This is a genomic window from Bradyrhizobium sp. 155, from assembly GCF_023101105.1.
GTDB classification, from domain to species: domain Bacteria; phylum Pseudomonadota; class Alphaproteobacteria; order Rhizobiales; family Xanthobacteraceae; genus Bradyrhizobium; species Bradyrhizobium canariense_D.
This window is the reverse complement of the sequence record NZ_CP064704.1, coordinates 1,301,159-1,324,847: the sequence shown is the minus strand read 5'-3', so window position 1 is coordinate 1,324,847 and position 23,689 is coordinate 1,301,159. Positions and strand designations below refer to the sequence as shown.

20 protein-coding genes and 1 pseudogene are annotated in these 23,689 nt (G+C 60.3%); 13 read left to right on the top strand and 8 right to left on the bottom strand.

What is annotated here, in order from left to right; translation table 11 throughout:
- Positions 1 to 153 precede the first annotated feature (153 nt).
- The 3 genes and pseudogenes from IVA93_RS06455 to IVA93_RS40895 form a co-directional block, all read left to right on the top strand.
- Complete coding sequence (locus IVA93_RS06455) at positions 154 to 600, top strand: hypothetical protein (RefSeq protein WP_247789721.1); 447 nt, start codon at positions 154 to 156, stop codon at positions 598 to 600.
- 2 nt (positions 601 to 602) lie between these two features.
- Positions 603 to 2,015: an AAA family ATPase gene (locus IVA93_RS06450; RefSeq protein ID WP_247789720.1), complete on the top strand. Its 1,413-nt coding sequence runs from the start codon at positions 603 to 605 to the stop codon at positions 2,013 to 2,015.
- Positions 2,008 to 2,406: pseudogene (locus IVA93_RS40895) on the top strand (hypothetical protein); the annotation flags it as partial. The gene IVA93_RS06450 and the pseudogene IVA93_RS40895, both read left to right, overlap by 8 nt.
- A 55-nt stretch (positions 2,407 to 2,461) precedes the next feature.
- On the opposite strand, the gene IVA93_RS06440 reads toward IVA93_RS40895, so the two are convergent.
- On the bottom strand, positions 2,462 to 2,878 hold the full coding sequence (locus tag IVA93_RS06440) for a hypothetical protein (RefSeq protein WP_247789948.1): 417 nt from the start codon (positions 2,876 to 2,878) through the stop codon (positions 2,462 to 2,464).
- A gap of 285 nt (positions 2,879 to 3,163) precedes the next feature.
- On the opposite strand from IVA93_RS06440, the gene IVA93_RS06435 reads away from it, so the two are divergent.
- Together IVA93_RS06435 and IVA93_RS06430 are read left to right on the top strand one after the other, a co-directional pair.
- A complete protein-coding gene (locus tag IVA93_RS06435; RefSeq protein ID WP_247789719.1) occupies positions 3,164 to 3,478 on the top strand; it encodes a hypothetical protein in 315 nt (104 codons plus the stop codon).
- A gap of 3 nt (positions 3,479 to 3,481) precedes the next feature.
- Positions 3,482 to 4,459: a ParB/RepB/Spo0J family partition protein gene (locus IVA93_RS06430; RefSeq protein ID WP_247789718.1), complete on the top strand. Its 978-nt coding sequence runs from the start codon at positions 3,482 to 3,484 to the stop codon at positions 4,457 to 4,459.
- A gap of 33 nt (positions 4,460 to 4,492) precedes the next feature.
- Here IVA93_RS06430 and IVA93_RS06425 read toward each other — a convergent pair whose 3' ends face one another.
- The 7 genes from IVA93_RS06425 to IVA93_RS41110 all read right to left on the bottom strand — a co-directional run bounded on the left by IVA93_RS06425 (position 4,493) and on the right by IVA93_RS41110 (position 10,990).
- Positions 4,493 to 5,701: a site-specific integrase gene (locus tag IVA93_RS06425; protein WP_247789717.1), complete on the bottom strand. Its 1,209-nt coding sequence runs from the start codon at positions 5,699 to 5,701 to the stop codon at positions 4,493 to 4,495.
- 323 nt (positions 5,702 to 6,024) lie between these two features.
- Positions 6,025 to 6,492: a nuclear transport factor 2 family protein gene (locus tag IVA93_RS06420; RefSeq protein ID WP_018453738.1), complete on the bottom strand. Its 468-nt coding sequence runs from the start codon at positions 6,490 to 6,492 to the stop codon at positions 6,025 to 6,027.
- Between the two features lie 77 nt (positions 6,493 to 6,569).
- On the bottom strand, positions 6,570 to 7,028 hold the full coding sequence (locus IVA93_RS06415) for a YbgC/FadM family acyl-CoA thioesterase (RefSeq protein ID WP_247367512.1): 459 nt from the start codon (positions 7,026 to 7,028) through the stop codon (positions 6,570 to 6,572).
- Between the two features lie 43 nt (positions 7,029 to 7,071).
- Positions 7,072 to 7,464, bottom strand: coding sequence for a YbgC/FadM family acyl-CoA thioesterase (locus IVA93_RS06410; RefSeq protein ID WP_247789716.1), 393 nt, complete (start codon positions 7,462 to 7,464; stop codon positions 7,072 to 7,074).
- Between the two features lie 506 nt (positions 7,465 to 7,970).
- Positions 7,971 to 9,974: a caspase family protein gene (locus tag IVA93_RS06405; protein ID WP_247789715.1), complete on the bottom strand. Its 2,004-nt coding sequence runs from the start codon at positions 9,972 to 9,974 to the stop codon at positions 7,971 to 7,973.
- A 49-nt stretch (positions 9,975 to 10,023) separates the two neighbouring features.
- On the bottom strand, positions 10,024 to 10,509 hold the full coding sequence (locus IVA93_RS06400; RefSeq protein ID WP_247361062.1) for a hypothetical protein: 486 nt from the start codon (positions 10,507 to 10,509) through the stop codon (positions 10,024 to 10,026).
- Between the two features lie 337 nt (positions 10,510 to 10,846).
- The gene (locus tag IVA93_RS41110; RefSeq protein WP_198293341.1) at positions 10,847 to 10,990 is read right to left on the bottom strand and encodes a hypothetical protein; all 144 of its coding nucleotides are present in this window, start codon (positions 10,988 to 10,990) and stop codon (positions 10,847 to 10,849) included.
- On the opposite strand from IVA93_RS41110, the gene IVA93_RS06395 reads away from it, so the two are divergent.
- The 8 genes from IVA93_RS06395 (at position 10,937) to IVA93_RS06360 (ending at position 23,666) form a co-directional block, all read left to right on the top strand.
- On the top strand, positions 10,937 to 11,137 hold the full coding sequence (locus IVA93_RS06395) for a hypothetical protein (protein WP_039798712.1): 201 nt from the start codon (positions 10,937 to 10,939) through the stop codon (positions 11,135 to 11,137). The two genes, IVA93_RS41110 and IVA93_RS06395, sit on opposite strands and share 54 nt — an antisense overlap.
- A 1,691-nt stretch (positions 11,138 to 12,828) precedes the next feature.
- Positions 12,829 to 13,680 (top strand): hypothetical protein, encoded by an 852-nt coding sequence (locus IVA93_RS06390; protein ID WP_247361060.1) that lies wholly within the window; start codon positions 12,829 to 12,831, stop codon positions 13,678 to 13,680.
- Between the two features lie 310 nt (positions 13,681 to 13,990).
- Positions 13,991 to 16,231 carry a multicopper oxidase family protein gene (locus IVA93_RS06385; RefSeq protein WP_247531406.1) on the top strand — a complete coding sequence of 747 codons (2,241 nt, stop codon included), beginning with the start codon at positions 13,991 to 13,993 and terminating at the stop codon, positions 16,229 to 16,231.
- Between the two features lie 29 nt (positions 16,232 to 16,260).
- The gene (locus tag IVA93_RS06380; RefSeq protein ID WP_157642895.1) at positions 16,261 to 16,743 is read left to right on the top strand and encodes a hypothetical protein; all 483 of its coding nucleotides are present in this window, start codon (positions 16,261 to 16,263) and stop codon (positions 16,741 to 16,743) included.
- Between the two features lie 229 nt (positions 16,744 to 16,972).
- Entirely contained in the window at positions 16,973 to 18,061 is a 1,089-nt protein-coding gene (locus IVA93_RS06375; protein WP_039798710.1) for a hypothetical protein, read from the top strand.
- Between the two features lie 717 nt (positions 18,062 to 18,778).
- On the top strand, positions 18,779 to 20,245 hold the full coding sequence (locus IVA93_RS06370) for a hypothetical protein (RefSeq protein WP_247789714.1): 1,467 nt from the start codon (positions 18,779 to 18,781) through the stop codon (positions 20,243 to 20,245).
- Positions 20,246 to 20,284: 39 nt separating this feature from the next.
- Positions 20,285 to 21,400: a DUF8225 domain-containing protein gene (locus IVA93_RS06365; protein WP_247361056.1), complete on the top strand. Its 1,116-nt coding sequence runs from the start codon at positions 20,285 to 20,287 to the stop codon at positions 21,398 to 21,400.
- Between the two features lie 7 nt (positions 21,401 to 21,407).
- Positions 21,408 to 23,666, top strand: coding sequence for an MBL fold metallo-hydrolase (locus tag IVA93_RS06360; protein ID WP_247409494.1), 2,259 nt, complete (start codon positions 21,408 to 21,410; stop codon positions 23,664 to 23,666).
- Positions 23,667 to 23,689 lie beyond the last annotated feature (23 nt).

Genomic DNA, 23,689 nt, shown 5'->3' with positions numbered 1-23,689 from the left:
GTTTTCAACAACTTATGGCGGATCAGTGGGGCTCAGTGCGGCTCGGTGAGGTTCAGAAACACCTCGGTGAGGGCTGCTTTGAGCGAGCGAAAGAATCCCGCCGCCGGTCTGGCAACCGGGGCGGGACAGAAGCCGAAGTGAAAGGAAAGACGAATGCATGACGAACATACATCGACTGCGGTCGAAGTGTCTACTGCCACTTTGCAGGCGCCCGACGACGAGCTGCACACCATCGGCGGGTTCACCGTCTGCACGAACGGGCTGGCCGCCTATCGTGATTACCGTGGCGTCCGTCGCCGCGAGCGGGTTCGGCAAGACCAAGTCGAGATCGCCAAGACCTTCCTGAACCTGTGCCGGCGGATGAAGTCAGTGCAGCCGAAGACGTGTCCGATCAACGGCACGCTGAAGCACGACATCGAGCGTTGGGCACGACAATACGTTGGTCGTGGCGCCGTCATCGTCGCGGCGCTGGAGCTGGGCATCACGATCGAACCCTATTACGGCATCGGCCCGCGCGACGAGGACGACGACTTCGAGCCGGTCTGCGCGATCATCGGTGTCAACATCCGCGACGTTGAACGCATCATGAAGGAGGTGTGATCGTGGCGACGGTGGATGATAAGGCCCGAGAGGCTGAAAAGCTCGCCAAGATCAAGATGGAAAAGCGTCATCGGCTGCTGGAGGAGAGCAAGCAGCCCGGCCAGTGGGTTGCCAAGATGACGGAGGTCATCGAGGACCTGATCCGCGAAGATGCGTCAGATCATCTGATTGGCCTTTACTGCATCGCCTATGCCCGCAATGGCGATCCTGATTTCAAGGAACTCATCAAGGCCGCGCGCAAGAAGCTGAAGCTCAGCGACCCGTCCCATGGCCTCGGCATCTTCGGCGTGAATGTGCGCGCGGTGCCCTATCAGTGGACTGAGCCGGAAAACATCCCGATGCGCGATTGGCTCTATGGCCGTCACCTGATCCGGCCATTCGTCAGCGCCACCATCGCGCCGGGCGCGGTCGGCAAGTCGTCGCTATTGATCGGCGAGACTCTGGCGATGGTTTCCGGCGTCCCGCTGCTCGGCACCGAGACCGAACAACTGCGCGTTTGGTATTTTAATTTGGAGGACCCTTACGAGGAGATCATGCGACGCATTCAAGCGGCGGCACAGCACTACGGCCTCACGTCTGACGACATCTGCGATCGGCTGTTCGTGACCAGCGGCCGGGATCAGCCGCTGATGGTCGCCCAGATGGAGGACGGTGAAGCGACGATCTGCTGGCCCGTGGTCGAGACCCTGATCGAGGAGATCAAGGACAAGGCCATCGATGTCGTGATCATCGACCCCTTTGTTAGTTGCCACCGGGTGCCAGAGAACCTGAATGGTGCGATCGACATGGTGGTCAAGGAGTGGGGTAAGGTGGCCGATCGGGCTGACTGCGCCATTGAACTGGTTCACCACGTCCGCAAGGGTGATCAGCAGGTCACGGTCGAAAGCGCGCGCGGCGGCGGATCGTTCGCCGACGCCTGCCGCTCGGCGCGCGTGCTCAACAGGATGACGGAGGATGAAGCCAAGAAGTGCGGCGTCGAGAACCGCCGGTCCTATTTTTCTGTTCTCGACGACAAGCCGAACATGGCGCCGCCCGCCGAGAAGCGCGACTGGTTCAAGTTGGTGTCGATGGATCTCGGCAACAATCCGACCGGCGGCGTCGGTGGCGATAGTGTCGGCGTCGCGACGAAATGGGAATGGCCGGACCCGCTCGACGGCATCACCGGCGGCGACTTCGAGAGGGCCGCTGCCGCGATCAAGGCAGGCCAGTGGCGCGCCAATAGTCAGGCCAAGGACTGGGTTGGCCTGCCGGTCGCCAAGGCGCTCAACCTCAGCCTCGCAGTGAAGCAGGAGCGTGCCAAGGTCGCCGGACTGATCAAGATTTGGCTGTTGAGCGGCGCCCTGGTGGAGGTCGGGAAGCCGGACGAACGGCGCAAGATGAAGACGTTCGTCGAGGTCGCGGGTGACGATGACTAGCACACTGCTCCACTTGCTCCACTTCAGTGGAGCGAGCTGGAGCAAACTGGAGCAGCCCAATCTGCTCCACCTGCTCCACCTAGGCGGAGCAAAGTGGAGCAAGCTGATGCCCTCGCTCTGCTCCACCTGCTCCCCCCTTCTTAGGGGAGCAGGGTGGAGCGGAGCAGTCGGGGAGGTCGAAAAGAAGGTGGAGCAATGGGGCGGTCGAATGAAACAATCTGAATGTCGGGCGCCGGCAAACGTGAAGAACCTGCTCCAACTTCGCCAGATGGCGAAGTTGCGGACAGGTCCGCACCTGCCGTACTTCGAACAGCTCGCCAGCGAGCGGCGCGTGATCCGGTACAAGCGCGGCCAGCCGAGCCGCCGCTTTGAACGTATCCTAGGACGCCGAGCGGAGTCCTTGGACGCGTTGGTCGATGCCACCGCTGCCCGGCAGCCGGTCCAGATTAACTTCGATCAGCGGGCCGCAGAACTGGCCGCAGCGCCCATGCCGGCGGCGCCGAGGGTGATCCGGTCGGAGTGGATGAGGCCGGTGACCTTCCGGCGTCCAGGTCCGCACCGGCTTGCGCAACGTAGTAGCTGGCGAAGTTGCTTTGGCCGCTCCAAAGCAGAAAACCTTTGGCGCGCTTGGTGCGGCTCGACATTTCGTCACGTGACGAAGTTGTCGAGGCTTTCCGCGCGCTACGCACGGCCATCTCGCTGACGCCGAGCCGCTTGGCGATGGCGACGTTCGTGTCCTCGGGCGTCTCGGCAACCGCCGCTTCGGCGCGCTCGGTGAGGCTCGTTGCCTCGACATCCGTCCCATTTGGGACAGATGTCGAGGCGCGAGCACGGGAGACTCCGCACCGCAGCTCGACGGTCATGGTCCAATCGCGCCGTCTCATGTCCGGCTGTAGAGTTTACCGACCTGAAAGTCTACGTGGCCGCTCTTAGCGGCAGTGTTATCAGAAGGCCGCCAAGTTGGCGGGCTTCGTCTTCTTGCCGCCGCCAGCTTTATCAGCGGCGCCGCAGTTCCCCGTAGTTTCTCCGTAGTCGTGCTGTTTCAAAAGACATGTTGCGGCCACGTGGTGATGGATAACCGACTCCCCAGCAACCCCATGCGGCTCTAAACTGCTCAGCGTCATTCGTTGAGGAGATTTGCAAGTTCCATGGCAAGCAAAACCAAGGCCGCGAACGCCGCCGCCGCCATCGCCAACAACATTCCGCGCACGAGCTTCACGATCTTGGAGTTCTGCGCGATGGAAAACATTTCGGAGAGCTTCTATCGCCTGCTGCGCGAAGCTGGACTCGGCCCGAAGGAAATCCGGCTGGGTCGCGCCGTGCGCATCACGGTGGAGGCCGCCGCTGAATGGCGCGTGATGTTCTCGCAGCAGAGCACGCAGGACGCGTTCAACAAGTTCTTGCAGCAGCACAAGGAGCAGCGCGAGTTGCGTAAGCAGCAGCAGGGCTCGCAGGTGCGCTAGCCTGTGATCCAAAGCACAACCATCGCGTTGTCGGGCATCGATGTCCCTGCGGAGCGCCTCCGGGCGCTTCGACAGGAGGCTGTCGACGTGCTGGCTGAGAGCATGATGCGGAATGGTCTGATCCATCCCGTCACGCTCCGCAAGCGCGCCGGTCGCGGTTACTGGATCGTCGCGGGCGCTCATCGGTTGGCAGCGGCTGAAAAGCTGGGCTGGCGCGAGATCGCCTGCGTCATCCTCGACAAGTGCTCTGAAGACGAAGCGACGTTGATTGAGATCGACGAGAATCTGACACGCAGCGAGCTGTCGCCAGCCGAACGCGCGCTGCATATCGACCGCCGTAAGGCGATCTATGAGCGGCTGTATCCGGAAACGAAGCACGGCGGTGACCGCAAGGGATCAAGTCCTCAAATTGCGAACTTGAAGACGGATCGTTTCACCGCCGACACCGCGCGTAGGACCGGCAAGTCAGAGACTGCGGTGCAACGCGATGCGACCCGCGCGAAGCGCATCGAGGTGTTACCCGACATCATCAATACGTGCCTCGACAAAGGCGCAGAGCTGGATGCGCTGGCGAAGTTGCCGGTCGCCGAACAGCGCGATCTGGCAGCGCGCGCGAAGGGTGGGGAGAAGGTTAGCGCGCGCAAGCCGCTGAAGATCGACATGATCGTCGAGCAGGCGCTTCGCCTTGTCGCACAGATGACCGCCGCAGAGCGCAAGCTTTTCTTCAGCAAATTAAAGGCGGACACGAAGCCCCCCATCGAGTCGCCGCGCAGGCCACCGAAGCCTGATGCGGACGTCATCAAGCAGGCGGGCAACTTCCACGTCGAGTTGATGAACAACACCGAAGAATTCTGCGCGCGCATCAAGCAGTGGCACGCCGCAAACCAGATCGACGAGGAGTGCCATGGCTGTGTGGTGCAGGCGCTTGAGATGGCGTCGATGCGATTGCAGCGGACAGCTCAGGACATCGATGACCGCTGATAAGAATGGCACCAGCGGACTGCGCAGCGCGATCTAGGAGGCTTTCACGACATCGGCGAGCTGGATGACGTTGTCCGGCTTCGCCGGCTCGGTGAGCATCCCCCGGCGGGTGAGGTCGTCGGAAACATCATCAAGGTATCTCGCATAGGTGCGCTCGATCTCGGCAACGGAGGTATCGTGCCCGTAGGCGACCATGCGCAGCGGGGTGTTGGCGCGGATTTGCCGGATAATCGAGCTATGCCGCAACGTGTACGGCGTCAGCGTCAGGTCGAGGTCGAGCCGTTCCAGCACGACGCGGAACCGCGCGGCCATATTCCAGATGCGATCGAACAGCGGTTGCTTGGCGCCGCGTGCCTCAGCCCGCTTGCGCAGCATCGCGGCCAAAGCCGGTGTGATCGCGACCTGCCGCTGTTCGGGGTCGCGGTCCTTGCCTTTGTTGGAGCACCACAGCATCAGGCGCGGCTTCTCGGCGTCTTCGTCGCGAATATCATGAGGCCACAGCTTGAGCGCTTGGCTCTCGCGCGTGCCGGTCACCGCCAGCACTTCGATCAGGGCGCCGAAGTCGGCATCTTCCACATAGCATTCGCGGACGACATCGAGGATGTCGGAGTCCGGCAGATAGTAGTTGTCACGCGGCGGGTTGCTGCCGCCCTTGGCTTTCAGCGGCTTCAGGCCGTTCTTCCATGCGGCGCTATTGGTGATCCGCCTGTCGCGCTTGGCCGCCAGCGCCAGCGCGGCCTTAAAGCTCTTGCCGATGCGGTTGGCGCTCGACAGCTTCAAGCCTTTGGTGACCAGCCCGTTGCGCCAGTTCAACAGCTCGATCTCGGTGAGCAGCATCACCACCTTGGACAGTATCGCCGGGGACAGATGGTTGCGGACCGAGGTCGCATTGTAGATCGCGCCGCCACGAATCTTGAGATCGGTCTCGTAAGCGGTGAGCGCTTCATCGACCGTCACCGGCTTGTCGCTGTCGCCCTCGCTGCCACGGACCATTGCCAGCGCCTTCTTCTGCGCCTGCCAGAAGGTCAGCACGCTGCCGTTGTTCGCGGGCTCGTAGTCGTCGGCGATGGCGAAGCGCTTCAACCAACCGGCTTCGACGCTCCACGTGCCGGGACCTGTGTTCCTGCGATAGCAAAGGAAGATGCCGGGCGCGATCAGGACCTTGTACGGCTTCTTTTTGATCGGCAGCTTGAGTCGGTTGGTTCGGTTTTTCAGATTGTTGGAATAGATGCTGCGCGCCATGATCCTGCCCTCGGTGACCCTCAAAGTGTCCCTAAACTGGCACTGTGGCCTAATGCGGCTCGGTGAGGCTCAGTGAGGTAGACTTAAGGAATTACAATAGGTTATGGTTGGGCAGTGATATACGATGCGGCTCGGTGAGGGTCAACTATTCCCCTTGTGGGAGAAGGTGGCGCGAAGCGCCGGATGAGGGGTCTCTATCCGCGGATTCAATCGCGAGAGGTGCTCGCTGAGGGAGACCCCTCACCCGTCTCGCCGCTTCGCGGCGAGCCACCCTCTCCCACAAGGGGAGAGGGAAGAAAGCGACAAGCTCGTCTTGATAGGCCTCAGAACGGATCCGTCCCCAGCCCCACCACATCCGCAGGCCTCGGCCCCGGTGCCGGCCAGTGAAACCGCCGGTCCTTCTCCGCAATCGCGATGTCGTTGATCGAGGCCTCGCGGCGCCGCATCAGGCCGTGCTCGTCGAACTCCCACTGCTCGTTGCCGTAGGAGCGATACCACTGGCCGCTCGCATCGTGCCATTCGTACTGGAAGCGAACCGCGATGCGGTGTTCGTCAAACGCCCAGAGGTCCTTGATCAGGCGGTAGTCGTGCTCCTTCTCCCATTTGCGGGTGAGGAACGTGACGATGGCCTCGCGCCCCTGAAAAACCTCGGAGCGATTGCGCCAGCGGCTGTCCTCGGTATAGGCGAGCGAGACGCGCACCGGGTCGCGCGAATTCCAGGCATCCTCGGCCATGCGGGCCTTTTGCGCTGCGGTCTCACGGGTAAAGGGCGGGAGCGGCGGGCGCGACATGAGGGCCTCATCGGTTGGCGGGAGTGCAATCTATCGCCGCGCGCGGAGGAGTCGAGAGGCCGTCCGCTATCGCCCGATCACGAAATCAGATCAGCCTTCATCAAGGCGCGGATCGATTTCGGGATCGGCTGGGCACGTCCGCCGCTGATGAAGGCGACCTGCACCTCGGCTTTGACCAGCACGACTTCGCCGCGCCGCACCTCCTGCGCCAGCATGATGGAGGCGCCCTTCACGGCGACCGGCCAGGTCACGACATCGAGCACGTCGTCCATCCGGGCAGGCTTGAGGAAATCGAGATGCATCGAGCGCACCACGAAGGCGAAGCTTGCCTCTTCCGCCCCGGCCTGCTCGAACAATGCCTGCTGCTCGGCGCCCATCAGCCGCAGATGATTGGTCCGCCCGCGCTCCATGAAGCGCAGATAGTTGGCGTGATAGACGATGCCGGAAAACTCTGGCTTGCCAACATCGCAACACAGCGCCTTGATTTCATTGGGGCGTTGGAGGGCTATAGCGTGAACAAGCGTAGATTTATCCATGCCCTTCCATGGCGAGCCGCAGTGACTTCGGGATGCGCTGTGCTTATCCGCCCGAGATAAATGCCACGCGTACGCGGGCCGTGACTAAAAGATCGTCTCCGCGCCTACATTCCTGGAGCAAGGCAATCGATGCGCCCCTCACCTCTTCTGGAACTGTGACAACCTCAAGCAGGTCGTCCAAGATTGCCGGTTTTAGAAAATCGATGGTCATCGAACGGACCACAAAGGCAAAGCCTGGCGCATCGTTCTGCGCTTCTTTGAGGAGCTCTCGCTGATTCGTTCCGAGCAAACGCAAGTAATTTGTTCTGCCGCGTTCCATGAAGCGCAAGAAATTCGCGTGATAAACAATATGGCCGGAGTCCGTATCTTCGAAATAGACGCGGACCTGCATATGATGGTGACCGCCGCGAATTTCGCCATCAAGAGAAGCTGTCACGGTACGATCCCCCCAATTGTGGTCCCGAGAACCAATTGTCTTGCATACAGGCAATTTACTGAGCAATCGTCAAAGCTCTTGGGCTCGGCTCTTGCAATCTGAAAATTCAGCGCCTACCGTGTGAATGCTGCCTGCACTTTGGGGATCTACAGCGGCGCCGGGCTGCCATCGTGCCAACCCAACCGGACTGAAAATCAAACGCTCTTGCCGAGCGGCAAGAGCGCAACGTCTGCGATCCAACTGCGGCTTCGAATGTTCCCAGGGAAGTCCAAATCCCGGGCTTGCAACACTCAATTCCTTCGGTTGGCCGAAGGGCAGATACCGCGGCTCGCGGCGTAGATAAAGTACGCTATCGCCCGACTGAGCACAAAGCCCCAAGACGCATGCGGGCATGTGGTAGGGATGCTTTGTCGATTCCAGGGCGTTCTGCCTGTACATATGGAATGGCGCAGCTCCGTCCCACTACTCAATGGTTGCGGCGCGCCGGTTCGGGCTGCTAGGTCGCGTTATGTACGTTTTGGCAGAGGCGGAAAATGAGAAGGATTGTTCGGCGCACATGCCTCACGGAGTTTGGCAAATGCGCGTGTGAATCCAAAAAGGCTAATTTGCTCACCGAAGATTTCCCGTTCCACGTCATATGCAGACAGAATTGCCAACCAATCTTTTTCTGACAAGCGTTGGATGAGCAACTGTTGATCGTATGGCAGGGCTTGGTACCCCGCGTTTTCGTGGCGACTCGTGAACGGGTTATCTTGTTTGAACTCTCCCCGTTTGGCAATGTCGGACACGTTTTGGGAGCTTGGCTCGGTATCGTACCTGACCAGATCCTTCATTGCGGCCGTACGCTTGACGAAGTCCTCTTGTACACCGAGGATCTTGGCTATAGCGATCGATCCGGATATTCGACTGTTCAAGAAGGCAAGTGTTTTCGGATTCATTTCCACCAAGGTGGGCGTTAACGGGAGGGGCTGGCTTCGCTCAAACCCCGCAACCGAAATCCATCGACCATTCGAGATTTCGTCAAACAGATTCCCATTTCTATACTTGAGCTCTATGCCAATCCCTTCTTGAATTCGTTCTGTGGGCTTATCGATCTTCACCCTCATCGAATTGTCATTACTTGCGCGATCTACGACGAATTCGATACCTGTTGCTGGACGGAGTGTTGATAGGGCATCCGCATCGACCAGGTACCAGAAGCCGGCTGCGGTGTTTGGAAGCGCATCCTGAAACGGAATGTAGCGAAGTTTTGTCTGCTTCCCTGTGCCGAACAATCGCATCTGCCACATGCGGAACTGGTTCTTTTCCAACAATGAATTTCCGTATGCAACGCCCGTCGATTCGATAAAGCAAATCTGGGAACGCCTGCCGGCCTTCATACCAAGGACTTCGTAATCGCCTTCTTTTGCGAGAGATTGGGCCTCTTCAATCGAGAACAGATTGGTGAGAGGCCACGCAGGGGGCGTCGGCACTTCGTTCACGCCAAACACAGCGCGCGCGCTTTTGAAGTGTGTTCGCTTTAGTGCTTCCTTGACTTTCGGCGCATCGACAAAAAAGACGAAGTCGCTTTCTCGCCTGCTATCCAGGATCGGGCCCCATTGGGGAAGAACGCGGTAGTTTTCATAGCGGTTTACCAAACCTCGTACTTGGGACATCAGGTCGGTCAGCGTGATCATCCCATCTGGCGTCGCCGCAGGCTGATCTGGTGGATTTCCTTGGGGTGGCTGATTTTGCCCGCTCGCTGACATCCAGACCGGCGGCTTGTTCGTTCGCAAAATGGAGATGATGGTCTCGAAGAACACGCTCCCCATCCCCTTAGGTCCCGCGTACACGATGTCTTGCTCGCGGCCAGCTGTGGCTGCGACGGCGGCTTCGTCCTTGAAAGACGGTTGCCCGAACCGCAACCTATCCCGCAGAAACGCTCCGCCTTCGCACGAGTTCAGCAGGGCAAGGAATTGGTGTGACGCAATAATCGTTGGCCTCAACATCGATCGCAAATCGGTCATGGAAATAGCGTCGTCTGCGCTCTTCTGACTGTCAATAATCAAGCGTTCGGCACGTTGTGTAAGAATATACGACTCGTTGGCCCAGAATCCTCCATGTCCGCTGTATGCAAACACAACTTGTGAACCAAAACGATTTTGAAGGATCGATGGTAGGTACTCTGAAAAGAGCCGAACAAATTGAGTGGGCTCCACAGCCTCATTCTTGGAAACGATCACTACATCGTAGGCCAGAAAATTCGCGAAGAGATCGATAAGATTCTCTATATCCTTTCCTGCGGGTGGAAGCGTGGGCTCTTTGGCCATCTGCGGATAGCGGTCTATGCCAGCTACCACGGCTACTCTAAGGGGACGCGTTGCGCGGGCGTCGAGGCCAAAGAGTATCCTGAGAAGCTGGGACCAAGGAGTTGGTGCGGGTTGATCATCGCACCTTACCACCGTGAATCTGGCATCGGCTGGCACCTGCGGACAGGCGAGAGCGCTTTCGCAGTACAATGCTGCGGCCATGACGAGCAGTCGCCATAGCCTCGCGGTGAGAAAACGAGGGGGACGCATACTACCTGCTAGCTTTGGTTCGCGTCGTTGTGCGAAGCAACGTTTCCCAAAAAAAGCCGGTCTGGTAGGCCAGCAAGAAAAGAGTCGCAACCCCAAGCAGCGATGTGTCATTGGCCGACTCTGCGAGCTTGATGACCGGTATGAGAGTCATGGGTGCGCAGCACGCGGGGCGGACAAATGCAGCCAAAGGAGCACGAAGGGTACCGAGCTTGAAATACACGCTGCCGACGATGCCAAGGAGCGCACCAAAGATAGCCGCCAGCAGGTGCAAAGGTGAGAAGTCAGACAGCTTGTCGCCGAACGGAATGGTCGGGTCGCCGGTATTGAATGGGTTGAAGAAGACGCCTTTCGCAAAAAGTAGGCAATAGAATGCAAAAGTTGCAATGGCGATGTTCACTCCTAGCTTTCCGACGAAAGGAAGCTCCGATCGAAACGTCAGAAAAATCGTCAGAGCGGCAGAAATCACAAAAAGCAGCAAATAAACCATGACGTGCTCCGCAGGAACTAACTCCAATAAAGTGTCGCGTGCCAGTTATCGCGATCTTACTCGATCAACACCGCGCTCGCACGAGCGCTGCTCCAAATAGGCCTCCATCTCGGCCTTGTGCGATTCCGCTTGCTCGGCCTCTGCCTGGCGCTGCTGTTGTTCTACCGGCCGAATGGTATTGTTTTCCTGTCATCTGCCATCTCTCGTCCTTCGTCCTGTCGTTTTTGTCCTGCAGGTCCGTCGAACAGCCTTTCGAGGGACTCTGAGATCTTGCCAAGAAGTTTAATCCGCCGCTTCCGAGCGTGTCGAATCCGTCGCGGCGCGGCGCCCTCCGCTTTCATGGCCAAAACCCGTGCGAGGCCGTGCAACTGGCTCGCGGAATAAGCTTCCTGGTATCGTTCGCGGTAGTGCTCCGTGCGGGGCCTACATGCAATTGGGCCTCGCGGTCGATGCCTTGATCTGCCAGGCTGCGCCGGTCCATCCTTATGTCATATCCGGCCCTCTGAAGGACGATATTGGCTTCCTGCTCTCATCCCTCTTGGAAGCGCTCGGCACTGCCACGCTCGGTCGTCATCACAACCCGTTTGCCGGTTCTCGGTCACGATCCCTGAAAATGATGTGGGCGTGAGGATTATCGAGGTCTTTTGGCCCAGCGTGGATGGCGGCCGCCCAGGAGGCCCGTCCTTCGGTGGCAGAAGGCATATACAATGCTGACGTTTTCATCTTCATCGTGGGTCAGCTCTAAGGGAAGGGCCACCACCACCTTGTCGATAACGCAGGCATTCTTGCGCTCGGCCTGCTCTTCCTGATCCAGCCCCCCTCATAAGGCCGGACCGGTCGTTAGGCATCCGGCGGCTGATGATTTCCATGCAACGGTCTTGACCGGTGGCGTAGCGGGCAAAAAGCTGGCGGAGCCGGCAGCATGGGTGCTCCGGCCAAAAAAGCTGTGATTGAGGCTGGAGATCGCCATTGGGCGGCTCCAGGATACTCAGCTACCCGGACCCAACTGTCTCATGAAAAAATGCGCTATGCAACCGGCGGATGTTTCTATGGCGGTGAGAATATGACGGTGCCAATCTAAATGCCAATTGCGTGGGGCCGCCCTTGGGCGGGTTGGGGAATTCAGCATGTCAGTTCATGGGACAGCCCGATGGGCGACCCGCGACGAGGCAGACGATTCCGAGCTGCTGTCGTCGTCGGGAATGTTTGTCGGGTTCGGGTGGGAGAGCAAGAACGACTTTGAGCCCTTCCCGATACAACGCTGATCTTAGTCAGCCCATTGTAGGTGACGTCGGCGGCGGCAAATTTACCAACGCGATTGCGCCGTTTCTTTTCGGTAGCGGGCTTGATGATCAAGCCGACGTCGTTGTCGACCCGGAGGGCGAAATTGCTCAAGCAGCCGGACCCTTCTTCCATCGGGCTTTCGCCGCTAAACAGAATGTGTTCGTGCTTGATCCTTGGAATGAGGCCGGCACGGGTTCGACTGCAACTCTCAACTTTCTTTCGCTGATCGCTGCCACAACCCCAACCACGTGGACGACGCAGGAGATTGAGAACAGAGACTACTGCTCGCTCGCGAGATACGCGTATGAACGATCGCGCGCATGGACATGCAAGAGGGCTGGAAGGAGCTTCGCGGAGTCTTGCGACGTCTCCGCGACCGACGATGAGCAAATGTCGGAGTTGCTGCGCGTGTCCGGGCTCGCGCCCGAGGCGCCCCGGATCGGCGACGAACCACCGGGCCGTGCGCGCGCTGTCCCTCGCGATTCGACGCCTATGGCTTTGCCGTCACGGTCGGCCTCGATGGGCCGGCCGATGTCCATGATCGCCTTCGTCCCTCCAAGGGAGGCCGAGGCAGCTTCGAGCGCATCATCGAGCGCGTGCGTCCGCTGTTGAAGCTTCCCGCGCGAACATGTCGGCGTCTGCCTCAGTCCCGGTGTCATCCACCAACTCGGCTTCCTGGGCATCCGGCACATCTTGGACGATCCGGCCCACTGTGCAATTGCGTTGGGGATCGTCAGGTTTCCAGCCGGCACCGGTCCCCACGTTGATCGCGGACAGAGGTCGGTTTGACGCGGACCTGCTCAGTGCGGGAGCAGATTGCGGCGTTCGGGTTCTCCAACCCGCCGGGATAGATCGACTGGCACGCGATGGGTCTGGATGGCAAGCCGATGTCACCGAACCGTCGGGCCGCCAATACGGGACCGTTATATCATCGATGCGCGCGGCAGAACTTCGCGCGCTCGGTAGCGGCGAACCTGAATGGGTCCCCGCACTCTGGCGCTACGCGGCACGTGGAGCGGCAACACGCAGGCCAGCGTGCGCATCGGCGCCGCCGCGTCGTCCTGGAGCTGGGCAGCGCCAATTGCAGGTCGTCGACGCCTTGCCATCGCGTTCGCGGCAGCGCACCCCCTCCGGGAAATGGCGGGCTCGCTGGGCGACCGTTATTTGCGCCTATTAGAAGAAGCCGGCGTGCTCGGACCCGGCCTCGATCTTGAAGGCGAGCCGCGGGTTTGCGACGCCGCGCCCTATCAAACAGACAATGACGAGCCGGGCGTGTCGCGGATTGGCGATGCCGACACAGCCCTCGATCCGCTGTCGTCTAGCGGCGTCCAAGCCGCAATTCAATCTGCGCTCCGCGCGGGCCCGGTCGTCAACACCATGCTCGCGCCGTCGTCCGACAAGGACGCCGCAAGCGAATACTGGAAGGCGCGCCGATCCGCGCAAGCCGCGACACATCGCAGCTGGTCATCGGACCGATACGCCGAGGCGTACCATGTCCACGCGACTGAGTTTTGGCGTGTTCGGGCGACGCCCATGCCGCCGCGTGTCGAAAACGCCCTGCCAGCAACACCATTGCCGCCGCCGGACCAGATACTGGCCCTGAGTGCAGCAGCCGAGCTCGTGCAGTCACCCAGCCTGATCGGCGCCCAAGTTGTCCGCACCACCTTCCTGTTCCATCCGAATTTGCAGGAAGCCGTCGCCTTCGTGGACGGCGTACCGCTTCATGCGGTCCTCGCATCGATATCGACATTGTCCACCGCGCTCCGAACTGATCGCAATCTGGCAAACCGCATGGAGAAGGCCCTGGCGGTTCTGGGTTGGCTTTGGCGGAACGGCATCGTCACGGCCGGACTGGAAGCTCCGGCGACCGCCCGCAGAAGGAGCTGAAACAGTCTGCGGATCAGCCGGCGCGGCTGCCTCCGAATGGCTGTTTGATCGTCCCTATGTTACCGGCCGCCCTCGCGGAGCCGGAAATGTCCTCAGACCAGCCATTTCAATCAATGGCCGCATCTGGGGTCTTCGTCGCTGGCTGCGTGGAATGGATTGACTACATCAGAAAGGTGCATGTAGTATCAACGGCAACGTGAGGTGGCTCACGTCTTTTTATTTAGTTCGAACTATTTTTTGAATCGATTGAATTTGGTCCGCGCTTTCGTGCGCGGCGTCATGTGCGCACCGTCATTTGGGTAGTCAGGTGATGCAACGCTTAAATCCGTGGGAAGCGCGGCTTCCGATCCGGTTTGGCCAGGCTGCATGGGTGACCGGGGTCGCCGTGGGTTTCCTGCTTCAGCCGGCAATCGCAGCAGAGCTCGTTCAGCCGCCAATCTGCTCTGAAGCAACGGCAGGACAGCCTGATCTCGCCGCCATCTGCTCCATTACGCCGCTCGGCATTGGCCAAAACGAGGTGAAGATCACTCTGAGGGCAGCCAGCGCCGAGATCGTCATGGGTGGCTACAAGGTCACCTCCGGAAACTACAATTACAACTATCTGACCCCAATCGTTGAAGCGATGCCGGGCGATACCGTTTCGGCGCACCTGATCAACGCGCTCACCCCCAGCGCCAACGGCAGCATGCACGACCATAATGACGGTTCGACGAACCTTCATTATTTTCATGGCGGAATCGTATCGCCGAACAACGCGCGACCCGCGCCCGCGGAGCTTGGCACGGGTGACAACGTCTATGTCCATCTCAAGTCCGGCCTGCGTTTCGATTACAAGGTGCCGATCCCGGGAAAGACGCCGATCCCCGGCAATGACATGATCGACGCACGCGTTCTCGAAAGCACGGGACTCATCCCGCACCCTCTTGGGCTGAATTGGTATCACTCGCATCTGCACGGCACCTCGTCGGATCAGGTGATGGGTGGAATGTCGGGACTGCTTTCGGTCGGCGAAGCAACGGCCAACGTCAAGGCGGGCTGTCTGCCGGATCCGAACGACAAGGAGAAGTGCTCCAACGACATCGCGAAGGACACAAGCGACTTGAAGCGCATCACCATGGTGCGCTATGCGCTGCTCCGCGACATGCCGGTGATGAACATCGCCAAGCTCCCCGGCGAGGCGAACGGCGATGCCGCGACGTGGGATCCCGATCCGGCCGCGCGGGATTTTACCCCAGGCAAGCCATGCGGGGTGTGGAAGCCGGACGGTTCCGGACCGGACCTCGATCCGAAGCTGCGAACCGGCTTCTGTCAGCGCGAGCAGAAGAAGGCACTGCTTTTTACTGTGAACGGGCAGCGATACCCGACGATCACTGTGGAGGGCGGCAAGAATCTCCTCCTCCGGCTGGGCAATCTCAGCGCCAACATCCCGTACTGGCTGGAGCTGCGGAACGAGGACGCGACGGACACGAAGCCTCTGCGGATGACGATCCTCAGCCTCGATGGAGTCGTCCCGGCGATACCGATTGCGCCCGGGCAGGCACAGAAACCGGTGCAGGCCGTCGACTATGACGATGTGCTGATGATGCCGGCCACGCGTGCGGAGATTTACGTGCGCAACGACGACAAGCACGAGCGCCAGCGGGTCTATATTCTCAAGACCAAGCAGCACACGGTCGAAGCGGGGACGGACGAATGGCCGGAGATCCAGCTGGCCCGTATCGTGCTGGAGCCAAATGCGACGACCAGCAACGTGCGGATCGCATTGAATGCTGCCGTCGCCACTCCCGGTCCACCCCAAACTCCGAGTGCCGCATTGGCGATTGAGACGACGGAGCTACCCCCGGGATGCATTCGCGATCTGGCCCCGGCATTTCGCGAATATCGCCGTGTCATGTTTCTGGATGGCGTCACGACGAGCAACGGGAAAATGACGGATTGGAGCGTTTTCACCCAGATTATACGCCCGACGGGACCGGACCCGCAGGACGAACCGATGCACAACCCGCCACCGGATGAAGATCCCGACAAAAACACGGTCGGGCTCAACGGAGGGGGCATCCCATTCGAGGAATATGTCGGAAGCGATGAGCTGGTCGATTGGACGAAGAAGCATGTGTGTGTCTTCATCGACAAGAAAGCTCATGCGGGCAGCCACAAACAGCTTTGGGTTCTGACCAATGCAACCGGCACTCTGCATAATTTCCACATTCACCAGATGAAATTTCGTTTGGCGACAGGCAATGAACTCAACAGCTATTTCATAAAGCCTCCCGCTTCGGCGCGCACTTGCGGCCAGGGCGCATGCCCGGCGAATACGCCAAACTATGATCTCTATGACGATCAACAAAACAGCGACCTGGATCCCGGCGCGACGCGACGCTGGCACGATACGATTCCGCTGCCTCCGGGGCAGTCGGTGTTTGTGGTGATGAGCTTCGATACAAGCCAGCAGCTCGGACGATTCGTTTTCCATTGCCATATCCTCAAGCACGAGGACAAAGGGTTGATGGCTCCTATCGAGGTCTGGGGTCCCGGGCTGGCAGCGCAATAGCGTCAAAACGCCAAGTGAGGAGGAGACCAATGAGGACGTTGTCAATGCCGCTTCCGACGGCGAGCATCATTGTCGGTGCAACTCTGGCATTTGCGGGTGCTGCATCTGCGGCCGACACCCATGTGATCGGTGTCCAGGGGCTCGCTTGGACCTACAAGGACAAGAAATCGACGGCTTCCACACCTCTCGCCGTCGATGATCTGAAGGTCGGCGACATCGTCGAGGTTCAGATCCCCAGCGGCCCCGTCCATCACGGATTTGTCACCATCAAGCGAACCGATGGCGGGTCTCCGGCCGAGGACAAGAGTCCCGTGCTTGCCTGCGACGACACGACGGCCAAACCCAACGCCGCGCTCCGCGAACTCGATTGCAACGGGACCACCAGTAAGTTCGGCGTCGGGTTCACTGGAAGCCTTCGGCTGGAAGTCACGGACAAGTTCAAGGATCCGGTCGACTTCTTTTGTGTGATCCACAAGGGCCTCATGCCGGGAGTGCTCAAGCTCGCGCCGTAAGATCGGCAGCGCTCGCACGCGCCCCTTGTCGCTCGCCCCGAAGCACTTCGCATGCTCGTGCGGAGCGACGGGGAGAATGAGGGAAAGTCCCATCGCGGCTGCGATCTTCCCGGTGGGCTCACGAATTGAGCTGCCATCGACGTTCTCGCATTTCGTGCGTCGTGGCGGCGAACGCGCGCAACGATATTGATGGCCCGGATGTCGGGTTGCTCAAGGAGGGGAAAGTCTCATGGCCAAGGCAAAGACGAAGAAGTCGGTTACAAAGAAGAAGTCAGTTACGAAAGCGAAATCGGGCAAGGCCAAGAAATCAACCACCAAGAGAGCGGTCAAATTTCGTCCGATGAACGTTGTTACCTCCCCGGGTTCGCCGGCTGAAAAGTATTACCGGGGGATGGCCGCGCCGATGGCCGCCATTGTAGCAGCGACCGCGTCGAAATTCGCGCCAACTCCCGCGCACAATCTGATCAATCACGGTGGAAATATCATCCAGGACCTCGTCTATACCAATTTCTATATCGGTGGCGCATCGTCATGGGCGGCAAGCGACATCAAGAATATCGACGATGCTTTGGCAGCCGCGATGGCGGACACCAACTTGAACAACGTCATGATGCAGTATTTCAAGAACAAGCCGATCACCACAACGTTCGAGCCCTCGCACATACTGCCTGGCGCAAGACCATCCCAGTTCTCGCAAGGCGACGTCGAACAGCTGGTCAACAGCCTTTTCCAGCAGGGCGCGCTGCAGGGTTTCGATTTCGGCTCGACCGTCTTCAATTTCCTGCTGCCGAGCGGAACGATCTTGACGACCGATGAGGATCCGACGGCTGCAATCAGCGTCGGCAATGCCGCCGCCGCTGCTGCTATTCCCGTCGAGGATGAAGCGAGCTCGCTGCGAGGGTTGGGCGGCTATCATGGCTCAATCCATCCGACCAGCAAGGTCACGATCTACTACGCTATCGGCGTCTTCTCCGAAACGCGGCCGAGCGGATCCGATAACGGGATCGTCGCGTTCGATCAGCCATGGAAAAACATCGTTGCGACGCTTTATCACGAGCTGAACGAGGCTCGGACGGACCCCGACGTGGAGGATGCCATTCGGGCCGGCAGCAGCCCCAATGCGGTCAAGTTTCTCGGATGGACGTCCGCGCAGGGTGAAGAGTGCGGCGACTTCCCGATAACCGAAGCTGGTGCGAATCTGAGCCGCGTGATGAAGGAGGTGAATCTCACCATTGGCACTCGAACGGTGCCCATTCAATTTCAATATTCGAATGCCGTAGCAGGACCAGAAGGTCCAATTCAAGCCCCGCATGTTTAGGACCAGATGGCATTGTCACCCCGCGAAATGACGATGCGACGTTTCTCGACGCGCTTGGGCGTGTCGAAAAATGTAAACTTCTGAAAAATAGCAATCTCGTAAGGCCGATTTTCGGCGTTATTTCAATTAGTTATATACACTCCCATCCGCTGTCGGAAATAATTCGCTTTTCGACGCCGACGCCGCGGTGCATCCAAGCGTCGTGTGTCCCGTTTCCAATTGCGACTTCCACGATTTCGTTCGGCTTTCGCGCCGGGATGCGGGCTCGGTCTAGCGGCTGACCTTTCGAAAGGCAGCCACCGCGCATCAGCAGCGATTTCGATCTCTTGGCCGCGCAAAGAATCGCAATGTGGCGAGAGCGAGATCCGCAATTGTTCGCGCTGCCGCATCGCAAGCGGTTCTGCGACATTCCGCGCGTGGCAATCAGCAAGAAAATTGTTGCACAACCCGAGGCATCATCAGATAGTAGATACTATATTAGATTGTGACAAGAATACTTACTGAGATTGGGGACGCTGATGGTTGGGAGGGCAAGCACCAGAGGCGTCGGAAGGGAGGCTCACCATGAGTCTCGGCCAAGATCCGCTTAATCCTACACGCACCCATCCTTTATCGTATGCAGCGGCGGGACTCGATCGTCCCTCCGACTCCGTGGGCTCATCTCCATCCAGCCTTCGCGCGAGAGTGGTCGGTATAGATCCCAATGGAGGCCGACCCATGACAGACGGCGAACGCGCGTCCCTGGGCGACCCCTTCTTCGAGCTCGTACTGGCGCGCGGACGCTTCCCAGGGACGGCTGCCGAACTTCTCGCCGTCCTGAACGAGACGAATGGCGCCCCCGAAGGCCTGCCTGAGCAAATGGTCTTCGTCGTCGCGGAAGCCGGCCAGATTCCATTCAACAGTGCAAGCGCGCGGCTGCCGAGGAGTGTCCGCTACGTCGTCACCCGCGGCCGCCCCGCCAGTGGACCAACGGTTCTGGTCAGCACGCGACCGCCCGCGACCGATCCGACCGCTTTTCTGCAGGTCGCGGGCTGGGACAGTCGCAACAAGGTGTTTCATTTCTACGAGCGCGCAGGAGACGCATGGTTGTGGGAAGGCTCCTCCTGGCAAGCGTTCGATGATGCAGCGCGGGGCAAAGGGCCATTCGATAGCCACGTGAATGGCACGCTGGTCATGAAAGAACTGCGCTTGCCCTGGCTGCACTGGAACAGCACGGCGCAGGAGATCCCACTCGAGTCCTTTCCGCCCGATCACCCGGTGAGGACCGATCCGCTTTTCGCTGCCCGCGAGAGCGCGGACATCCTGGAGCGGCGGGTGGTCCGCCCGGCCGTTCAACGCTGGACCCGCGCGCGCCTTGATCGCCTGCTCGGCGCGCCAGGCGGTGTCGCGGCGCCCAGGGAGCTGTTGCGCCACCTGCTCGCGGCCACATCCGTCAATATCGTCTCAAGCGAGGAGCGAAGCCGCGGGAGCAAGCCGGAGTTCGGACTGCCGGCCACTTTCTTCTTCGACGTGGAGAGCATCGTCAACCAGCTCGCGCTCGATATCTCCGGACTCGGCCAAGCGTTTCAGGTGCGACGACCGGACTACGAGAGCGCCGTCGCCGCACTCGGGCTCGTGCTGAAGCACTCGGATGCGGGCTTCCAGCAGGCCGGCGATGCTTTCTTTGCCTGGCCTGTTTCGGAGCGGGCATTCGAGGACTGCGTAGTCGTGGGCGAGCTCACGCGACGAGGCATCCTTTCTCCCGGCTTTGCGCTTGGGCTCCTGATGGTGGACGCCTGGAATCCGACTGACTCGGCCACGCGTGAAAGTCTGCTGCAGTACGTCCCCGCGGGGACAACGCCAGCAGGCCAGATCGAGGCCGAAACGCGCAGGAACATCAACGATGCCGCGGCCGGCCTACCTCCAGAGGCACCGGAACGCATCGCAGCTGACTACCTGACGCTCGACGAGGGAGCGATGCGCACACGGGCCGCCGCGGAGCTTGACGCGTTCGTTGCCAAAGTGCGCGCGCGTCTCGCGACGTCGCAAGGCGTTCTCGATTTCATGCGTGTCGCCGATTGGCGCAGGCGCGCTTTCCGCAAGCGCAGGATAGCTGAATTCGGCCTGACGCTGCCGTTCAGCAATATCGACGAGAACGCGCCGCCCCTGGCAGTAAGCAGGGATGCCGAGGTGGTCGAACGATGAGATTTCCGGTCCTGTCGCGCAGTCATCAGGGAGGTGAATATGGCGTTTCAACGGTTTGACCCACCGGGTTTTCTCGACGATTTCGGACCGGCCCAACGCGATGCCTGGCATCAGTTCATCTCCGACGCGATGAACTCCGCTCAAGAGGGTAGCGGCGATCCGTTCGACTCGCCCCGGGCGCAGTTCTTCAATGCCGCCAAAGTCGAGGCGGGACCCAACCCGGCGTTCGAAGATGTGAAATGGACAGCGTTTCCCCGCATTGTGCAGATCAGCAGCGGCTCGGACATGGAGCGCTGGCGCTCTGCCGATGCCTCACGCGACGTTCAGGACGAGTACTGCGAGTGGAGCGTGACCCGGCAATCCGGCACGAACAAGATGACGCGGGTCACGTTTACCTGCGAAGGGCCGGAGTACTGGCGCTTTCTCGCCGCAACCGATCCGACCCAAACGCTCGCACTCTACAAGCAACATGTCGACGCCTCGGCAACACAGGCAGACCTCTTCACCCCATCGGGGGCCTACATCTTGCGCAACCGCTTCAACAATTCGACCTCCAACGGGGCCATGCACCTCGTGCAGAGAAACAACACACTGGGCGCCGAGATCGAGATCGCGGGCGCGGCAACGGTTTCGCGGCTGCGCGCCGATGGTTCGCCGATGGTCGATACCCTGGAATTGATCCGGTGTGGCCGATACGGCGCCGAACAGCGACACAGCGACCCATTCATCGGCGCGCGCGTGAACTTTCATGCGCGTAGCAAGGCAGACGTTACTGTCGCCAACCCTGTCGGCATCTATTTCGGCGGCCTGGACACGCAGGAATGGGAAACCCCCGACGGCAGCGATCCTGCCTCCTTCTGGAAGTATACGCGCGGAACTCCAGAACGTCCGGTCCGAGCCGTCATCGAAGTGCCGAGCGACCGCGGTTACGTGCTGGGCGATGTACTAATCGACGGAAGAGCGATCCAGTTCGGTGGCCAGATCGCAGACCGGATTCAAATGACGATCCGGGCGCTCGCAACGCGCATCGGCCAGAGTACGGCGCAGCCGGTTCGCGGCTGCGTCGGCGACGGAGCGGGTGCCGCCGGCGGTCCTGGCGGGCCGCTTTCGGTGAGCGCGGTGCTTTCGGCCGGCGACACGCGCGGACGGCTCTAGGCAAGCCATGCCGCTCCGTCTTGACGAGGTCAGTTGGATCCACGGCTCCGCTGATTGCGCGGCGAGCACCGACCCGCCGCTGCAAGTGGTGTCGGTCGATGACGACACCCATGTGCTCCGGCAGAGCAAGTGCTTCAGTTTCGAAGCACCGTTCATGTACCTGCTTATGGGCAGCGAGAAGGCCGTGCTGTTCGATACGGGGGCCAGTCCCGACGACGGCGATCCACGGAAAATCCTGCCGATCCGCGAGGCCGTCGATACGCTGCTGTCACGGCGTGCCGAAGAAGGTCGCGCCATCAGCGAGCTTATTATAGCGCACACACATGGCCACGGCGATCATGTCTTCTGGGACAGGCAGTTTGCCGGGCGGCCCCAGACGAGAATTATCGGCCGCGGCGTAGGCGCGGTTCAGCACGCGTTCAATCTCCCCGCCTGGCCGGACGGGCAAGCCACGCTCGATCTCGGCAGCCGCGCGCTGGTCGTGTTGCCCCTTCCAGGCCACGTTTCCGATCACATCGCCGTCTATGACCCTCGCATGCAGGCTCTGCTGACCGGGGACACGCTCTACCATGGCCTGCTGACTGTTGCCGACTGGGCAGCTTATCGACGCAGCGCGGCGCGCCTTGCGGTGTTCGCATCCGAGCACCCGGTTTCACTCGTGCTCGGAAACCATATCGAGATGACAAGGACGCACGGCGAGCTTTATCCGCTCGGGACGACGTTTCAGCCCAACAAGCATCCGCTGCCGCTCAGTGCCGAAATATTCGCCGAATGGCATCAGGCCTGTGAAACGATTGGCAATTTAGCGCAACGTATTACGCGTGACCATTTCATCATCGAGCGCGCTGCCAAAGTTGAGGGAACATCGCACGGTAGCCATGCGCAACTCCAAGCGTGGCTGGTGCAGAAGAGAAGGGAGGGCGCCTTGACCATAAAACCACGTGCGCGACGGCCAGGAAAGTCAGCGGCGGAGGCGCCGAGCTCCAGCGGCAGGGCGGCGCCTAAATATGATTCGGTGGGGTCCTCGCCCTACGAACAGCCAACCATCAGGAGGCCGCGCCGGGCGCGAATGGCGGCAGCGGCTTCGGCTGCAGCGGGGATAGGCTCAGCGGCCAATGTCGGCGTGCGCGGCGTCGAGATCGTGCAGGTCATCCAGGCACTCGACAATCGTGTGCGGCTCATTGCCGGCAAACCCACAATCGTGCGCGTCTATCTTGACCCCGCCACGGTCGCTGCCTCGACACTGGTGACTGGCGAGATTACGTGGCGACGCGCCAACGGCGGCGCTTTCTATCTCGCGGCGATGAACCGCGTGAAGCTAGATCCGGCGCGCACGCCCGATCTCATGGGACAACGCTTCGATGTCGCCGAAAGCCTGAATTTTGTTCTTCCGGCCGACGCGCTCGGCGCCGGATCGATCGAACTCCGTCTCGACCACCTCAATGTGCCGGGAGGAGAGAAGCTGCCACTCGCGGCGCAACCGGCGATGACCGCCAATTTCGTCACAGCGCCGGTGTTGCGCATCCGGGCGATCGGGCTTCGCTATCGCAGCACGAACGCCCCGACGGCGACGATCACGCCCGGCGCAATCCATTTCGATTACCTTCGGTCCTATCTGACACGGGCCTACCCGGTTGCCGCGCTCGCATGGTCGCAGATTGTCATCGATGGCGACCGCCTCAGGCCGCCATTCGGGGGCAATCAGTCGATCCTGGTCAACGCCCAACTATCGGCCCTGCGCACGCGAGAGATTTCATCCGGAATGGATCCACGGACCCATTATTATGGCCTGGTGGACAATGAGGCGGGCAATAGCTTCATGCGCGGCAGCGCCCTTTACGATGAGGCGACCACCATCTTCGGCGCGGTGGCATGCGGCCCCTGCGGCGTGCCTAACGGCTGGACCGGCGACAGCGACGCGAGTTTTGCGGACTGGTACGGCGCGCACGAGCTTGGCCACACGTTCCAGCGCCGGCACCCGGGCTTCCCGACCTTTGATCCTGTTCAGGGGACGGGCCAGCCCCGAGACAACCTCGAAACGACCTTTCCCTATGCCGGTGGCTTGATTAGCTCACCAGCGCAGGAATTCGTGGGCTTCGATTTCGGTGACCCCGCCCTTGGCCTGCAGATGCGGGCTCTGCCGGGTAACATCCATCACGATGTGATGACCTATGCCGACAGCCAGTGGCTCTCGGCGTATACTTATGAGGCCATTCACGATCACTTGGTCCATGAGGATATGGCGCTCGCTCCGCCGAACGCGTGATACCGGCGGACGATCAGGAGGCG

Bases quoted from the DNA above. Each gene is read 5' to 3' on its own strand.
- IVA93_RS06455 (WP_247789721.1), top strand. From the start codon at position 154: ATGCATGACGAACATACATCGACTGCGGTCGAAGTGTCTACTGCCACT.
- IVA93_RS06440 (WP_247789948.1), bottom strand. From the start codon at position 2,878: ATGACCGTCGAGCTGCGGTGCGGAGTCTCCCGTGCTCGCGCCTCGACA.
- IVA93_RS06435 (WP_247789719.1), top strand. From the start codon at position 3,164: ATGGCAAGCAAAACCAAGGCCGCGAACGCCGCCGCCGCCATCGCCAAC.
- IVA93_RS06425 (WP_247789717.1), bottom strand. From the start codon at position 5,701: ATGGCGCGCAGCATCTATTCCAACAATCTGAAAAACCGAACCAACCGA.
- IVA93_RS06420 (WP_018453738.1), bottom strand. From the start codon at position 6,492: ATGTCGCGCCCGCCGCTCCCGCCCTTTACCCGTGAGACCGCAGCGCAA.
- IVA93_RS06415 (WP_247367512.1), bottom strand. From the start codon at position 7,028: ATGGATAAATCTACGCTTGTTCACGCTATAGCCCTCCAACGCCCCAAT.
- IVA93_RS06405 (WP_247789715.1), bottom strand. From the start codon at position 9,974: ATGGCCGCAGCATTGTACTGCGAAAGCGCTCTCGCCTGTCCGCAGGTG.
- IVA93_RS06400 (WP_247361062.1), bottom strand. From the start codon at position 10,509: ATGGTTTATTTGCTGCTTTTTGTGATTTCTGCCGCTCTGACGATTTTT.
- IVA93_RS06395 (WP_039798712.1), top strand. From the start codon at position 10,937: ATGCAATTGGGCCTCGCGGTCGATGCCTTGATCTGCCAGGCTGCGCCG.
- IVA93_RS41110 (WP_198293341.1), bottom strand. From the start codon at position 10,990: ATGGACCGGCGCAGCCTGGCAGATCAAGGCATCGACCGCGAGGCCCAA.
- IVA93_RS06385 (WP_247531406.1), top strand. From the start codon at position 13,991: ATGCAACGCTTAAATCCGTGGGAAGCGCGGCTTCCGATCCGGTTTGGC.
- IVA93_RS06380 (WP_157642895.1), top strand. From the start codon at position 16,261: ATGAGGACGTTGTCAATGCCGCTTCCGACGGCGAGCATCATTGTCGGT.
- IVA93_RS06375 (WP_039798710.1), top strand. From the start codon at position 16,973: ATGGCCAAGGCAAAGACGAAGAAGTCGGTTACAAAGAAGAAGTCAGTT.
- IVA93_RS06370 (WP_247789714.1), top strand. From the start codon at position 18,779: ATGACAGACGGCGAACGCGCGTCCCTGGGCGACCCCTTCTTCGAGCTC.
- IVA93_RS06365 (WP_247361056.1), top strand. From the start codon at position 20,285: ATGGCGTTTCAACGGTTTGACCCACCGGGTTTTCTCGACGATTTCGGA.
- IVA93_RS06360 (WP_247409494.1), top strand. From the start codon at position 21,408: ATGCCGCTCCGTCTTGACGAGGTCAGTTGGATCCACGGCTCCGCTGAT.